We start from the raw sequence: 14,604 nt of genomic DNA on the forward strand, positions 1-14,604 counted from the left end.
CCCTTATAAAGGGGAGGGAACTGGATTTTCTTGTTTCCCCCCAATATATCGGGGGGATTAAGGGGGGTAAAACGCCTGTGGGATAAGCGTTTGGGCTTAAGTTGACACCAATGAGCTTTTTCTGTGCCCCTACAGCATGGTCTATTTACGATCGCAGGATAATTAATAAAAGCCTGAAACAAGCTATTTTAGCGAGTGCATATCATGATGCATTTGTACACTGCGTAAGTCCTAATTACATACAGCAGATTTCAAGGAAAGTGAAGTACACAACGATTCGTCCCAAGCCAAGTATAAACCCTGTTTTACTTCTGAATTCTGACTCCTGAATTCTGACTCCTGAATTCTTCTTCAATGATTAATTCTTTTTTAATGAAAGTGAATTAAACAAAAAAATATCTTACCATTGAAAAATAAATATTGATAAACAGGTGAGACTTTACAAGCATTATCACCTACATCATGCATGGGAAACAATAGAAAAACGCATAGCCGATGACTAACGTACTATGGCTACAGGGTGGTGCTTGTTCAGGCAACACCATGTCATTTCTCAACGCTGAAGAACCGACAGTCTGCGATTTGATTGCCGATTTTGGTATCAAATTACTTTGGCATCCTTCCTTGGGATTGGAATTAGGTAACAACTTGCAAACACTGCTACGAAATTGCATTTCTGGCACAATTCCCCTAGATATCTTGGTATTTGAAGGCAGTGTTGTCAACGCCCCTAACGGCACTGGCGAATGGAATCGTTTTGCCGATCGCGCCATGAAAGATTGGTTAGCAGACCTTGCCAAAGTTGCTAAATTTATCGTCGCGGTGGGAGATTGTGCCACATGGGGAGGAATTCCCGCCATGTCACCCAACCCCAGCGAATCGGAAGGTTTGCAATTTCTCAAGCGTCAAGAAGGCGGCTTTTTAGGTAAAGACTTTCTGTCGCAAGCCGGATTACCTGTAATTAATATACCTGGATGTCCCGCCCATCCCGACTGGATAACGCAGATATTAGTAGCGATCGCTACTGGACGCATAGCAGACATTGCTTTCGACGAACTAAATCGTCCCCAAACCTTCTTCAACACCTATACCCAAACAGGTTGTACCCGCAACGTCCACTTTGCCTACAAAGCCTCAACCGCCGAATTTGGTCAGCGTAAAGGCTGCCTATTTTATGACTTAGGTTGTCGCGGCCCCATGACCCATTCTTCCTGCAACCGCATCTTATGGAACCGCGTCTCTTCCAAAACCCGCGCCGGAATGCCTTGTTTAGGTTGCACCGAACCAGAATTTCCTTTCTTTGACCTCAAACCCGGAACCGTATTTAAAACCCAAACAGTGATGGGAGTTCCCAAAGAATTACCGCCAGGGGTGAACAAAAAAGACTACGCCTTACTCACAATGGTCGCCAAAGACGCCGCACCACCTTGGGCAGAAGAAGACTTTTTTACAGTTTAGTCATTGGTCATTAGTCATTAGTCATTAGTCATTAGTCCTTTGTGTTTCGCCAATGACCAATGATTGAATGGCACTGAGTTAAGATATAGCCCTTGATCAGAGGCAAAGCCTCTCGGAATATATTCCCAGCCTGGAGGCTGGGAACAAGGCAAATGACAAATGACAAATGACAAAGGACAAATGACCAAGGACAAATAACAAATGACAAAGGACAAATGACAAATGACAATTCAATCATTAGATATATCGCCCGTTGGTAGAGTTGAAGGCGATTTAGATGTTCGAGTTGATATTGAGAATGGGCGGGTAGTCAACGCCTGGACACACGCCGAATTATTTCGCGGATTTGAAGTTATTCTACGCGGTAAAGACCCCCAAGCCGGATTAATTGTCACGCCTCGGATTTGCGGCATTTGCGGCGGTTCTCACTTAACTTGTGCATCTTGGGCATTAGATACAGCTTGGGAAACAGAAGTTCCACGCAATGCGATTTTGGCGAGAAATCTCGGTCAGATTGTCGAGACAATCCAAAGTATACCCCGCTATTTTTATGGTTTGTTTGCCATTGATTTAACCAATAAAAAATACCGCCATAGTCGCTTTTATGACGAAGCAATTAAACGCTTTGCCGCATTCACTGGTAAATCTTACGAACTAGGCATCACAATTTCCGCTAAACCTGTAGAAATTTATGCCCTATTGGGCGGACAATGGCCTCATTCTAGCTACATGGTTCCCGGTGGCGTGATGTGCGCCCCAACTTTAACAGACATCACCCGCGCTTGGGCGATTCTAGAATATTTCCGCACCAATTGGTTAGAACCAGTTTGGTTGGGTTGTTCATTAGAACGCTACGAACAAATCCAAACTTATGATGACTTTAGAAATTGGTTAGATGAAGACCGAAATCATCGAGATTCAGACTTAGGTTTTTATTGGCGCATGGGTTTAGATATCGGTCTAGATAGATATGGCGCTGGTGTTGGTAAATATGTCACTTGGGGATATTTAGCCCATGAAGATAAATACCAAAAGCCGACTATCGAAGGACGAAATGCGGCGATGATTATGAAAAGTGGAGTGTATGACAGCTTCGCAGACACTCACACTTTAATGGATCAGTCATTTACCCGCGAGAATACAACTCACTCCTGGTACGATGAAGGAACAGCAGACATTCACCCTAGCGATCGCACCACTAAACCCACTGCAATTAATACCAAAGACTTCGATAACGCCTACTCTTGGTCGAGTGCAGTTCTTCACAAAGACTTCGGACGTTTAGAAACCGGCCCCTTAGCGCGTCAATTAGTTGCAGGTGGTAAACATGGCGAATCTTGGCAACACTACGACGGATTAATTCTCGATGTCTTCAAACAAATGGGTGGTGCTAGTATTCATGTGCGTCAGCTAGCACGAGTTCACGAACTTGTCAAGTTATATCGGCAAGCTGAACATTGTTTACGCGAATTCAAATTAAACGATCCTTGGTATATCAAACCCAAAGAAAGAGATGGACGCGGTTGGGGTGCAACAGAAGCAGCACGCGGTTCCTTATCTCACTGGGTAGAAGTGGAGGGCGGTAAGATTAAGAATTACCAAGTCATTGCACCAGGTACTTGGAATATCGGCCCTCGTGATGGTGAAGGTATTCGCGGCCCGATTGAAGAAGCTTTAATTGGGACACCCATTTATGATTCTAGCGATCCGGTGGAAGTTGGTCATGTGGCGCGATCGTTTGATTCATGTTTAGTTTGTACAGTCCACGCGCATGATGCTAAAACAGGTGAAGAGTTAGCGCGTTTTCGGACTGCGTAATTAGTTTAGGTGCGTTATTCGTAATTTAACGCTTCGCGGAAGTCCCCAGTGCCTGTTAGAGGATGTTTGAAAAGTCCTCTTGTCGGTATCAAAAGTTTTAGATCCCCCTAAATCCCCCGATAAATTGGGGGACTTTAAGAAGTTTCCCCCCCTTTTTAAGGGGGGCTAGGGGGGATCAAGAGGTGCTGAAAATCACAGCTAACCACTTTTCAAACAACCTGTTAGACACGATCGCACAAAATAACTACCACAAGCCAGGGCTATTTCATTCTAGACAGAAACCGCCCTGAACTGAAGTTCTTTGGCTTTTAGCTAAAGTCCGTTAAAACGGACTATAACCTATAATCTTTTCTTAGTCGTCTTTAGACGAATGAGTGCTATTAGACTCAGAATTCATTCTGAGGCGGACTAGATGAGAATGAAATAGCCCTCACAAGCGATCGCTTTGAGAAAACTAACAAGCGCGTAGGCGTAGCCAGCCGTAGGCATCGCCCTATTGTCCTAAAAGTTTGTCATATTCTGAATGTGAACCAATCCAGAACCAAACTATGTTGTTATCTTCTCGAACAGCTACTGCTCGATAGTGTAAGCCAATCCGTGCTGACCAAAACTACCCTACTTTCTTAAAATGCAGCGATGGATACCGAGGGTCTTGCTTCAGCAAACCATAACACTGATCAGAAAGTTCCTGAATATCGCGTGGTAATTGTCGATAGTGATACCAGAAGTCGGGCGTTGCTCTGTGTCTCAAAGATCAGTACAGCGTCCTTCCCGCAGATGTTGTAATGCCCTTTCTGCAAAGGCATTAAGCCGCCCCGCTTCTACATCTGCCTCAAATTGTTTATCCCAGTTAGCTGCATCAAATTCTGCAAACCAGACACGGAAAGCAGATAGTTCCTTTTCTGAAAGTTGACTAACAGCACGTTCAATTTCTTGCAAGGTATTCATATTCATAGACACCAGATTTTTGCTTATAGCAACTCAGCTTATAGTTATAGATTTTAAAGAAAAATATTTAATTATTCTACAATGGCATAGCGATCGCTTACGGTAATTTGAGGGAAGTAATTCCGAAAAGACTGGGGTGAGTGTGCGTCATTAAGGTAGTGCATGAATTGGTACAATGTGATGCGAGTACCTGCGATTGTGAGTCCTCGTTCTGTACGAATAATTTGCGATCGCTCATTTGATGCCAAAGCCATAGCCTCTTGGAAACTAATTTTATAGTACTCTACGAAAAAAGTAAGGTGAGCGCAAGCTACCCTACCTATTCAAACCCAAGGCTCTCCAGGAAAACCAGGGACATAGCCAATATAGAACTTAGTATCAGGATCTCTTTCAACGATCGCAGTAAAAGTTTTCATATCACAATCATGGACAACCCACTTACAGCTTACTGGAGCAGTTATCTACCTGTGCGACTCCATTAGTTACTTCGGCGACTCCATTAGTTACTTCGGCGACTCCATTAGTTACTTCAGCGACTCCATTTGTTACATCGGCGACTCCATTAGTTACTTCAGCGACTCCATTTGTTACATCGGCGACTCCATTTGTTACATCGGCGACTCCATTAGTTACATCGGCGAACCCATTTGTTATTTCGGCGAACCCATTTATTATTTCGGCGAACCCATTTATTATTTCGGCGAACCCATTTATTATTTCGGCGAACCCATTTATTATTTCGGCGATCGCGCCACCAACTATTTTAACTGGGGAGTGAAGAGTGGGGAAAATGAGGGAGAAATAACCTATTCCCAATGCCCTATTCCCAATGCCTCATATTCAAAACTCGTAGCGTAACACACTAAAACTTATAGAAACAGTGCGTTAGGCTTGCGTTAATGCACTTGCATAAAACAGAAATTTACACGGTAAGCTTGTGTCTGATTTAGCGCTACATGAATATCTCCCTCGCGTTCCCGATGCTGCATTGCAAGAATTCATCGAATGGTGTGTTTTAGAGCAGGCAAAAGCCGCAGAACTTAACTTTACTCCAGATAGAAGTAAGTTAGATAACTTGCCGCCAGCAGACTACATTCCGAAACTTGTTGATCAGTTCATGAAAGTTAAACCAGACCCAATTAAAGCTGGTTTGGTAGCAGCGATCGCTGGTAAGGAAGCAGACAAACATGCTTTATCTGGTTTAGCGATCGTAGCCGATTTTGTATCTCTTTATGTCAAGTATTTAATTCCTAAAGAGGGAAGTACTAGAGAACAGGCTGAAGAACTCTTGACTAAAGCATCACAACATCAGTCTGAGAAACTTACCGAAATTGCCAAGAAACATGGTGTTGAGTTATAGTTTCCGGCTGATAACTTAGTTATTCAGAGGCTTTGTCTGTATTATTAGTCAAAGCCTCTGGTGTAACCCTATATTTTGCAGATTACGGCAATAACTCGAAGTAATCACAGTGTCTCGGACGAACAAAACCAAAGTCACGACGGTCAAGCGTCAAGATGCGAGTGATGTTGTCTCTTTCTGCAAGTGCAACAATCGTTGCATCTGTAAAGTCAAGCTGACTATCAGCATACTGCTCCAGAATTTCATTAACTCGCTCCAAGTCTTCAGAGTGAAGTGATTCCAGTTGAATATCGCTAGTTGCAAGTTCAATTAAAAAATGACGCATGACCGGATGTCCGAGTCTAGACGAAATTAGGTAACAAATTTCGGGAAGGACAGAGGTTGGTAAAATTAAGGGTTCACTTAAAGTCTTTGCGACAGTAAAAACACGAGAGTGATTGCGGTCGCCTTTGTCAGTAAGTGCAAACAAGAAACTTGTATCCAGGATCGCTGTCATGTAGGATTATCTGCTTTCAGACCCCAACCACGCACAGGATCAATCTCATTTTTTAAGATATCTTCATCCAGTTCTGAAATGTTGCTTTCAGTAGAAGCTCCTAATCCTGCAATAGACATCAGAAAAGAAGATTTATGATTGTCTACCTCTTTTTGCCTTGTCGATTTATATTGAAGATATTCAACAAAGCTTGCCAGTTCAATTAATTTTTCATCTGGGAGAGCATTAATTACCTCAATTAATCTCTGCCTATCTGTAGTCAAAGTATCCATATGCTTGACAAAAGGAAAGAATTACCTTGACTTATTGTAATTCTTCTTGACAGCAGGTAGAAGCGTGATGATGAATTGTTCCTAGTCTTATACCTTTACTATCACGTTAAGTTTTAAAGTATGCTTCACTGCGTTTATAGATGCAGCGCGACTGATTATTTTATAATTTAGGAAACATATTATAGCGGTTCTCGTTTACGTGAGGTACACCCGTAGGGGCACGGCACTGCCGTGCCCCTACACCTCGTAATATAATGTTGTACCGCATCTGAGTGGGAACCGCTATATTAGTTTATAGTTATATGGACAGAATCGTAGTTAACTCTCACATTCATTTTGGTAAACCTTGTGTCGCAGGTACACGCATCACTGTACAAAGCATTCTTGAACTACTCAATGACGGACTTTCATTTGAAGAAATTATCCGAGACTACTATCCAGACCTACAAATTGAAGATATTCGTGCCTGCTTACGATATGCGATCGCTCTAGTAGCAGCTGAAGACATTCGCCTAGTATCTATTTAAGCATGAGATTTTTACTGGATCAAGATGTATATGCTGTGACAGCAAGATTTCTAGTTGATGCCGGACATGACGTAGTTCTTGATGCCCAGATTGGTCTTTCGCAAGCTAGTGATGAAGAAATTCTTAAAATAGCACAGGAACAAAACCGTATTCTCATCACGCGAGATAGAGACTACGGAAATCTTGTTTTTGTTAATGATGTTGGGTCTTATGCTTCGACCCAACCGACAAAATTAATTCCCGTTAATTGTTAAATTGCGATCGCTCCATAGACAAATTTACACTTAGACTCCAAGTAGAGGAATACGAGTTAAGTGCTGGAATGTCTTCACGACGCTCGTCTCACCAGCAACCTCACAATTACATGTCCACTGTAGTATTGCTAGAATATACTTACTATAATTTTGTGACTCTATGCCCGCTAGGGATTTCTACCATAATGCTGTAAAAGCAGCCCTCATCAAAGACGGTTGGATAATTACAGCTGACCCTTACATTATCAAGTATGAAGATACTAAGCTATTTGCTGACCTAGCGGCTGAGAGAACACTTGCAGCTGAACGCAACGGAAGTAAAATTATTGTTGAAGTTAAAAGCTTCTTGGGAAAATCGCCAATAAATGACTTTGAAAATGCTTTAGGTTAATATATTCTTTATCGTAATCTGATTAAGGTTACAGAACCTCAATATCAACTTTATTTAGCAATCAAGCAAAGCACTTATGAAAACTTTTTCTAGCTAAAAGCAATTACATTAGTAGTTCAGCAAAATCAACTATTATTAATGGTTGTAGATGTCGAAAGTGAGGTTATAATTCAATGGATAAACTAAGTCACTACAGAAATATTATTAAAAATATTCTCATAGAATATGACCGCCTCTGTAATAACTCACCTGATGATGACGTAGAGAGCCTTTTAGCACTTGATGGTGAACGGGATCAATATCTATGGTTTCAGATTGGCTGGCAAAAAAATCGCCGAATTAAAGGCATTACTGTACATATTCGGATTAAAAATCACAAAATTTGGATCGAAGAAGATTGGACTGAAGAAGGTATTGCCACTGAATTATTAAACGCAGGGGTTCCCCAAAGTGATATTGTGTTAGCTTTCCATCCTCCAAGCGATGCCTACGGCGGTAAACTACGCGCTTTGACTGAATTTGCAACTGCTTAAACAATTAAATCTCATCCGATGCTAACTATTATTGGTTGCGGTAATCTCAATCGCAATGACGACGCAGTAGGCGTAATCATCGCCCAACGCTTACAAAAATATCTCGCTGAAAACCCTCATCCTCATGTGCGCGTTTATGACTGTGGCACAGCCGGGATGGAAGTAATGTTTCAAGCTAGAGGTAGTAAACAATTAGTGATTATTGATGCAAGTTCAACTGGTTCTGAACCAGGTGCTGTGTTTAAAGTTCCAGGAAAAGAACTGGAAGCTTTGCCAGAACCTAGTTATAACTTGCACAATTTTCGCTGGGATAATGCTTTAGCCGCCGGACGAAAAATCTTTCAAAATGACTTTCCCAAAGAGGTGACAGTTTATTTAATTGAGGCGGCAAATCTTGATTTTGGACTGGAGTTAAGTCCTATTGTCAAGCATTCTGCTGATTTGGTCTTTGAAGAAATAACCGCACTTATCAGCCAGAATAATGAGTCGTAATTTTAAATTCTTAACTTTTGTACAGACGCGATTAATCGCGTCTCTCCAAACTCCTGTACAGACGCGATTAATCGCGTCTCTACTTAAGCCCAATCCCGATAAACCGAAAGTTCATCTACCCTCATTTCAAAAGGTACGCCTTGACTCTCTGGCGGACAAACACGGATTTTAGCACTGCTGACAATTTCATATAGCAATGTCCCCATTGGTACAATTTTTTGCAAAATACGCCAATTAGTAACTTGATCGGGACATTCAATTACTAATGTTAGAGCATTGGCATGGGTTGTGACATACCACCGACAATTAGATAGGAGATTTTGAATGCTGCGATCGCAAGCATCATAAAAGTATCTACTAATAGAATACTCTAGTTGTTGCCGCAATATAATATCCGCCGATGTCGGTTGCATAGGATGTGAGTCATCACTATTAAAGTAATACATCTTTCTAGCCATCTCTCTTTAGCTTACTGCTTATATTCCAATCACCATTGCATAAAGTACATCTTTATTTGTTTCTAATAATTCCTGGGTTTCTTCATCATAATAAGCACCGATTCCACTACACTGAATTCCCAAATAATTACTAGTTAAATAAAGTCTCTGTCCGATAAAACCAGCTATTTGCATAGCAGTTTGATAATTTAAATAATCTGACACAAAAAATAAAGTTACAGCGCTATCTTTAGCAATAGCCTGATTAATACATAAGTAACCCGTCTTTTCACTAAAATTACCCGTCTTAACCAGATATGTACCTTTATATAACCCTGATGTCATTCCCTCTACTCGATGTACCACTGAGTAAATTTCTATTTCCTCATAATTTTCTGTGGGTATTGGCTGCTGAAGTTGCTGCACTATATATAAATAATCTTCTTGAAAAATAGACTCTTTCCGGAAACGTCTAATAGAACGTCTATTCCAAACAGTTTGATAAAATTTATCCTTGTCAAAGTCAAATTGAGGATACTCTAATTTCTGCTGACGGCTCTTTTGTAGAGTAGTTGCTTGATAGGCATCTTCAATAAATTGATTAGATTCAAAGTAATCTGTACCGCAGACAAAAGGAACTTTCAGCCTTAAGTGTCTGATTTTCTTGTCTTGTAGTTCTCCTGACACCGCACAATTAGTGATAAACTCTTTATTCTCAAATCCCAAATCTGAATTGAGTGCGAGTTTATCAAAGTCGAAAATTAATTGTATATCTCGGTTGTGGAGAAAAGCTGAAGCTGCAACAGCACCTAAATGGTGTCCGCTATCTAATAAGCAATATCTCATGCTTCTATTTTGATATTTCCAGCTAGACCTATAATAAACACAACTAATTAAAAAGATGAATCCGTTGATACTTTTCCCTGGTATAATATAACTCTCTAACCCATCATCAATTAATTCATAGATGAGAGTTAGACAATTATTCTCAACTTCTAGATGATATATACCATCCACTATTCCCTCAATACCGCGAACCTGTACGTAAACTTCCGTGGGATACAGAGCGCCTGCTGATGGATTCACTCGCAGTTTATCCAGACCATCTTTATACACTTTCTCCAGGGTTATTGTACTGGTTAACGAGATAAAAGAATGAACAGGATTATTGAGATTTAATTTCACTCTCCGATAAAATTTTGGATAAACTTTAAATGGAGATGGCTGTGTTGAAGCATCTACATAATTTGGATCAATTTGTACCGATAAGTAAGAATGCTTGGTAGCTTCATGATAGGCTTTGCCCGATATTTGACTTTGTGGCATTTTTAAGTATCCTTAACACTTCTACATTGCTGGCAAAATCGATAGCTTTATAGTCGTCTAAGTTTTTCAAATCTAAGTTAGGATGATGTGGTAAAAGTAACTTGACGACTTCTGTCTTTCCAGATGAAGCTGCATACATTAAAACAGTTGCGCCGTTATCATTTTGATTGTCAATATTAATGTTGACAGCCAGCAGTAAATTAATTAAATCGTAGTGATTACCAAAACAAGCAAACCACAAAGCATTGTTGCGATCGCTATTTTGAGCATTAATATCCGCACCTGCATCAATCAGTTCTTTGACGACTGCATAAACTCCCTCTCTTGTAGCTTTCATCAAAGCTGTATCTCCATTTTCACCTAGCTGATTTAAATCCCCAGGATTATAGCCTTTTGCTATTAGCCATTGGGTTGTTGCTTCACTCAAATATTGCCTACTTACTTGACTCATAATTCTTCTTTAATTGTCACAAACGTAAGTTATTTATCAGCATAAACTTGCTTAGTTATATATTATCACTCTCATAAATTTAAATTATGAACCATTTATAAAGATCCCCAGACATATCTAATAAAAAATCTTGAAATACACTGAAAATGCAGTATATCTTGCAATTTTATTTCATCATCTAGACTAATAGCAAATAAGTGATATATAGCAATTCTGAATCATTCTTAAGAAACAAGATCCCCGACTTCTCAAATAAGTCAGGGATCTGCGCTTTATTTGATGTAACCTTTTGATTGAATCTTGTGTTTAATCAAACAGAAATATTATATAGGAATCATATTTGATTTCTGAACAAATCTCGGTAGTCTTGTAGTGGACCCTCTTGGCTAAAATGTTGCAAAAAAATTGTCGGTTGGGTGGAGGCTTTGCGTAACCCAACATCCTGATATATGTTGGGTTGCGCTCCGCTCCACCCAACCTACGTCTAATGCACTTCTCAAAGAAGTCGGGGATCTGCGCTTTGTTTGATGTAACGTTTTCATTGAATCTTGTATTTAATCAAACAGAAATATTACACTGAAATCTACTTTATGTCACTGAAAAATATTAAGAAATATCAACTAATTTACTTTCTTAACCAAAATGTGCTTCAAAGTGTGCTAGTTTATTTTAAGTATTAAGTAAAACAGAGACAAAAAATGGAAATTAGCGCTCGGAATTCTCTCAAAGGTACTGTCAAAAAAGTTGTGCATGGTTCAGTTAACACTGAGATAACTTTAGAAGTGGCACCAGGAGTAGAGTTAGTGTCAATCATCACAAAATCATCTGCGGAAAAGCTGGGACTTGTAGAAGGTAAGCAGGCTCATGCCGTGATTAAATCATCAGATGTGATAGTTGCTGTTGAATAAAAAATAGGCAAGTTGGCTTTTCTTGCAAGCGGCTCTATCTCTAATACCAAATTGTATTGATATCTATTAAATGACCTCACTCCTGAGATTAATTAGGAAAGGAGTGAGGTGAAGATGATATTATTTATATAGATGTTAACTAATTAAATTATCAATAATCCGAACATAAATAGCGCGAACACTTTCTATATCTAGTGCCAAATCTGTGTTCCCAATTTTGATAATTAAAGAGGGATAGTGTTGTTTTAAAGTGATAGTAGTTCCTGGTGTTACTCCTGTTAATATAAGTTTTTTTAAGATTCTTTCATCCTGACTTTTGCAGAAGGTGACGATTCCTCGCTCTCCCGTTCTCAATAATTCTAATGAACAGCCAGTCACACTAAAATCGGTAAACATTTGAATTATAAATTAGGAATTGTGAAGGGAAGAAGGAAGTATATTTTCATCCTTCATCCTTCATCTTTTATTTGGTCGCCAAAGGCAGCAAACAAAGCAATAGTTTAGACGAGATACGCTTCTTGATGAGTCTTAATTGTGCAATTAGAACGAGGATAAGTGACACAAAGTAGAGCGAATCCTTTAGAAATCTGCTCGTCATCTAGGAAGTTTTGATCTTCTTGATTAATTTCACCTTCAACAACCTTGCCAACACAGCTAGAGCAAGAACCTGCTTGACAAGAGGCTGGCAACTCAATACCATTTTCTTCTGCTGCATCTAAAATTGTGGTTTCTTCATCAACTTCAATTGTGGTGTCGAGGTCTTCTTTTTTGTTGATTAATCTAACTTGATAGGAAGCCATTTTCCGATTCTCCTCAAACGTTATACAGTTGGTCTAATTTCCGAAGTTTTTGAGCAACCTATCCTACTTTTTGCTTCCCTTCTTCTTACGGAGAAGCTACGCTTTAGCTAGTTTCTCTATAGGGGTAAGGAATACAACGCGAACGAGAAGCCACCTCAAAGCAGGGCGATAAGCCTGCGGCATGGCTTCTCTACGAGACGCTCCGCGAACGCTTACCGCATTTATAGAAAGCCTCTACAATCAGACTTGGCGCTAACAGAATGATGTTAGCTGCAAGGTACACCAGTAGGCGTACAGTCGCCTGCTTTGAAGGACTTTCCACAACCGCAGGTATCAGTTGCATTGGGGTTGATGAACTTAAAACCGCTTTCCATCACTCCCTCAACGAAGTCAACAATAACTCCGTCTAATAACGGCGCACTTTTGGCATCAACGTAAACTAGCACTTTGCCTTGCTGACTTACCAAATCATCTGGTTGGGGTTTGCTAGTGATATCGATCGCATATTCATAGCCACTGCAACCACCATCTTTTACAGAAATGCGGACACCTTTAGTTGCGCCATTAGCGTCAGGTGCGGAACCTTTGAGGAATGCCCGCAGACGAAATTCTGCTTTTTCTGAGAGAATAACGGCCATTAAGTCTCCTGATTTGTAGCGATTAGTTGTTCTGATTTCAGGTGTGGGTGTGGGTTGTCATTTGTCAGTTGTCCTTTGTCCTTTGTTTTTTGTCAATTGTTATTCACTAATGACCAATGACCAATGACCAATGACTAATGACTATTTTGTACAATACCCGTGGGTTCCATCGAATTGGATGGCGCGTGTCTCCAAGGCGCACTATTACCGCATACTGGACAAGAGCGATCGCGGTGAGAACGGCGTTTAGCAAATTCCATCCGATTCAAGTCCATTGTCAGCAATTGCGACAATAGCGGCTGACTAAACCCGGTGATCAGCTTGATTGCTTCCAAAGCCGTTAGACAAGCTAGTGTCCCAGAGACAGCGCCTAGAACTGAAAAGCCGCGCTGATCCCAATCAGGCTTTTCGGGAAACAGACAGGACAAACAAGGAGTCACACCAGGAATAATCGTCGTCAGGTAAGCCTCCATCCCATTCATTGCGGCTTCCACCATTGGCTTACGCGATCGCACACAGGCTTCATTTAACAAATTGCGCTCTGTAAAATTGTGGGCGCAATCAAGAGCCATATCAGCAGATTGCACTAACGAATCTACATTTTCCGGGGTGATGTAATCATGAACAGCTTCCACTTGAACATCAGGATTAATTGCATCCAGAGTTTCTTTAGCTTTGAATACCCTTGGCTTACCTACCCAATCATCAGTCATGAGAACCTGACGATTCATATCATCTAGCCGCAAGTCACCACCCCGGACTAGGATTAGCCGCCCAACGCCCGCTACTGCTAAGTAAAGCGCCGCCGTACCGCCTAATCCCCCCACACCTGTAACCAGAACCGTCGCTGACTTCAGGCGCTTCTGTGCTGTTTCGCCAAAATTCGGAAGCATCATTTGGCGACGATAGCGTTCTAATTCGGTAGGCGTCAGGTTAACCAATTTATACCTCCTAATCAGAAGTGATTTCTGTCAGTGTGACTACATTTTTCGGCTTGTCGTTAAACACTTTGAACAGCTTTTGTTCATGGGGTGTCGATTCGATAAATACCTGATAGGCTTTTTGCAAAGCCAAAGAATATTGATTTAATTTCTCTTCTTGACTCAAGTCAGGAGAATTATCATCAATTTCTTGGATGTATTGAGAAAACTTTTTCAGAATATGTAGACGATTTACATTCACAACTTCTAGATCGTAGGACATATTAAAGAATTTAAAAAATTCTTCTGCATCTACGAGCTGCTTGAATTGATCAATAGTTCCAGTCATTTAGCATTCTCCAATTTTTTCAGATGTTGCTTAAGTTCATCTAACTGGCGATAGATTTCATAAGTTGCAGCTGCAACATCCATAAGTTGTGTGTAATCTGTTGGTAGCCCTTCAGCTAAATCATGCAGATCCATTTTCATTTGACCCGCTTTGCTGTTAAGCCGTCTGATTTGTCCTTGTATTTCCTCAATTGTCATTTGTACTTTGTCCTTCGTCCTTTGTCCTT

22 protein-coding genes and 2 pseudogenes are annotated in these 14,604 nt (G+C 40.6%); 9 read left to right on the forward strand and 15 right to left on the reverse strand.

Features of this window, described 5'->3' with window-relative positions:
- The first annotated feature begins 495 nt into the window (after positions 1–495).
- Both V7K27_RS31735 and V7K27_RS31740 read left to right on the forward strand, forming a co-directional pair.
- Positions 496–1,458, forward strand: coding sequence for a hydrogenase small subunit (locus tag V7K27_RS31735; protein ID WP_334952604.1), 963 nt, complete (start codon positions 496–498; stop codon positions 1,456–1,458).
- Positions 1,459–1,680: 222 nt separating this feature from the next.
- Positions 1,681–3,276 (forward strand): nickel-dependent hydrogenase large subunit, encoded by a 1,596-nt coding sequence (locus V7K27_RS31740; protein ID WP_334952605.1) that lies wholly within the window; start codon positions 1,681–1,683, stop codon positions 3,274–3,276.
- Between the two features lie 493 nt (positions 3,277–3,769).
- On the opposite strand, the pseudogene V7K27_RS31745 reads toward V7K27_RS31740, so the two are convergent.
- The 4 genes and pseudogenes from V7K27_RS31745 to V7K27_RS31760 form a co-directional block, all read right to left on the reverse strand.
- A pseudogene (locus V7K27_RS31745) lies at positions 3,770–4,027 on the reverse strand (ParE family toxin-like protein).
- The gene (locus V7K27_RS31750) at positions 4,024–4,230 is read right to left on the reverse strand and encodes a hypothetical protein (RefSeq protein ID WP_334952606.1); all 207 of its coding nucleotides are present in this window, start codon (positions 4,228–4,230) and stop codon (positions 4,024–4,026) included. Before V7K27_RS31750 ends, V7K27_RS31745 begins: the two are co-directional and overlap by 4 nt.
- A 65-nt stretch (positions 4,231–4,295) precedes the next feature.
- The gene (locus tag V7K27_RS31755) at positions 4,296–4,478 is read right to left on the reverse strand and encodes a hypothetical protein (RefSeq protein ID WP_334952607.1); all 183 of its coding nucleotides are present in this window, start codon (positions 4,476–4,478) and stop codon (positions 4,296–4,298) included.
- 184 nt (positions 4,479–4,662) lie between these two features.
- A complete protein-coding gene (locus tag V7K27_RS31760; RefSeq protein WP_334952609.1) occupies positions 4,663–5,040 on the reverse strand; it encodes a hypothetical protein in 378 nt (125 codons plus the stop codon).
- A 121-nt stretch (positions 5,041–5,161) separates the two neighbouring features.
- Between V7K27_RS31760 and V7K27_RS31765 the strand changes: the two genes are divergently transcribed.
- The gene (locus V7K27_RS31765) at positions 5,162–5,584 is read left to right on the forward strand and encodes a hypothetical protein (protein WP_334952610.1); all 423 of its coding nucleotides are present in this window, start codon (positions 5,162–5,164) and stop codon (positions 5,582–5,584) included.
- An 82-nt stretch (positions 5,585–5,666) separates the two neighbouring features.
- Here the strand turns inward: V7K27_RS31765 and V7K27_RS31770 are convergent, their stop codons facing one another.
- Both V7K27_RS31770 and V7K27_RS31775 read right to left on the reverse strand, forming a co-directional pair.
- Positions 5,667–6,080, reverse strand: coding sequence for a type II toxin-antitoxin system VapC family toxin (locus V7K27_RS31770; RefSeq protein ID WP_334952612.1), 414 nt, complete (start codon positions 6,078–6,080; stop codon positions 5,667–5,669).
- Positions 6,077–6,352 (reverse strand): hypothetical protein, encoded by a 276-nt coding sequence (locus V7K27_RS31775; protein WP_334952614.1) that lies wholly within the window; start codon positions 6,350–6,352, stop codon positions 6,077–6,079. The genes V7K27_RS31770 and V7K27_RS31775 overlap by 4 nt, the downstream gene beginning before the upstream one ends.
- Positions 6,353–6,654: 302 nt before the next feature.
- Between V7K27_RS31775 and V7K27_RS31780 the strand changes: the two genes are divergently transcribed.
- The 5 genes and pseudogenes from V7K27_RS31780 (at position 6,655) to V7K27_RS31800 (ending at position 8,549) form a co-directional block, all read left to right on the forward strand.
- A complete protein-coding gene (locus tag V7K27_RS31780) occupies positions 6,655–6,879 on the forward strand; it encodes a DUF433 domain-containing protein (protein ID WP_334952616.1) in 225 nt (74 codons plus the stop codon).
- Between the two features lie 2 nt (positions 6,880–6,881).
- Entirely contained in the window at positions 6,882–7,133 is a 252-nt protein-coding gene (locus V7K27_RS31785; protein WP_334952618.1) for a DUF5615 family PIN-like protein, read from the forward strand.
- Between the two features lie 160 nt (positions 7,134–7,293).
- A pseudogene (locus V7K27_RS31790) lies at positions 7,294–7,617 on the forward strand (XisH family protein).
- Positions 7,618–7,697: 80 nt separating this feature from the next.
- Complete coding sequence (locus tag V7K27_RS31795; RefSeq protein ID WP_334952620.1) at positions 7,698–8,057, forward strand: XisI protein; 360 nt, start codon at positions 7,698–7,700, stop codon at positions 8,055–8,057.
- 18 nt (positions 8,058–8,075) lie between these two features.
- The gene (locus V7K27_RS31800; protein WP_334952622.1) at positions 8,076–8,549 is read left to right on the forward strand and encodes a hydrogenase maturation protease; all 474 of its coding nucleotides are present in this window, start codon (positions 8,076–8,078) and stop codon (positions 8,547–8,549) included.
- Between the two features lie 83 nt (positions 8,550–8,632).
- Here the strand turns inward: V7K27_RS31800 and V7K27_RS31805 are convergent, their stop codons facing one another.
- From V7K27_RS31805 to V7K27_RS31815, 3 genes are read right to left on the reverse strand one after another with little or no spacing between them, the layout of a single operon-like run.
- Complete coding sequence (locus V7K27_RS31805; protein WP_334952623.1) at positions 8,633–9,007, reverse strand: hypothetical protein; 375 nt, start codon at positions 9,005–9,007, stop codon at positions 8,633–8,635.
- Between the two features lie 18 nt (positions 9,008–9,025).
- On the reverse strand, positions 9,026–10,312 hold the full coding sequence (locus V7K27_RS31810) for a nitroreductase family protein (protein WP_334952625.1): 1,287 nt from the start codon (positions 10,310–10,312) through the stop codon (positions 9,026–9,028).
- Positions 10,275–10,763 (reverse strand): ankyrin repeat domain-containing protein, encoded by a 489-nt coding sequence (locus tag V7K27_RS31815; protein WP_334952626.1) that lies wholly within the window; start codon positions 10,761–10,763, stop codon positions 10,275–10,277. The genes V7K27_RS31810 and V7K27_RS31815 overlap by 38 nt, the downstream gene beginning before the upstream one ends.
- A 698-nt stretch (positions 10,764–11,461) precedes the next feature.
- On the opposite strand from V7K27_RS31815, the gene V7K27_RS31820 reads away from it, so the two are divergent.
- Positions 11,462–11,671: a TOBE domain-containing protein gene (locus V7K27_RS31820; protein ID WP_334952627.1), complete on the forward strand. Its 210-nt coding sequence runs from the start codon at positions 11,462–11,464 to the stop codon at positions 11,669–11,671.
- A gap of 135 nt (positions 11,672–11,806) precedes the next feature.
- Here V7K27_RS31820 and V7K27_RS31825 read toward each other — a convergent pair whose 3' ends face one another.
- The 6 genes from V7K27_RS31825 to V7K27_RS31850 form a co-directional block, all read right to left on the reverse strand.
- A complete protein-coding gene (locus V7K27_RS31825; RefSeq protein WP_334952628.1) occupies positions 11,807–12,067 on the reverse strand; it encodes a FeoA family protein in 261 nt (86 codons plus the stop codon).
- Between the two features lie 104 nt (positions 12,068–12,171).
- The gene (locus tag V7K27_RS31830) at positions 12,172–12,471 is read right to left on the reverse strand and encodes a 2Fe-2S iron-sulfur cluster-binding protein (RefSeq protein WP_334952629.1); all 300 of its coding nucleotides are present in this window, start codon (positions 12,469–12,471) and stop codon (positions 12,172–12,174) included.
- A gap of 266 nt (positions 12,472–12,737) precedes the next feature.
- Positions 12,738–13,109: a HesB/IscA family protein gene (locus tag V7K27_RS31835; RefSeq protein WP_334952630.1), complete on the reverse strand. Its 372-nt coding sequence runs from the start codon at positions 13,107–13,109 to the stop codon at positions 12,738–12,740.
- 134 nt (positions 13,110–13,243) lie between these two features.
- Positions 13,244–14,050: a HesA/MoeB/ThiF family protein gene (locus V7K27_RS31840; protein ID WP_334952631.1), complete on the reverse strand. Its 807-nt coding sequence runs from the start codon at positions 14,048–14,050 to the stop codon at positions 13,244–13,246.
- Positions 14,051–14,060: 10 nt separating this feature from the next.
- On the reverse strand, positions 14,061–14,378 hold the full coding sequence (gene nifW, locus V7K27_RS31845; protein ID WP_334952633.1) for a nitrogenase-stabilizing/protective protein NifW: 318 nt from the start codon (positions 14,376–14,378) through the stop codon (positions 14,061–14,063).
- A complete protein-coding gene (locus V7K27_RS31850; protein ID WP_334952670.1) occupies positions 14,375–14,575 on the reverse strand; it encodes a CCE_0567 family metalloprotein in 201 nt (66 codons plus the stop codon). The genes nifW and V7K27_RS31850 overlap by 4 nt, the downstream gene beginning before the upstream one ends.
- Positions 14,576–14,604: the final 29 nt, after the last annotated feature.

Origin of the sequence: Nostoc sp., assembly GCF_036919575.1 — a bacterium.
Classification (GTDB): domain Bacteria; phylum Cyanobacteriota; class Cyanobacteriia; order Cyanobacteriales; family Nostocaceae; genus Nostoc.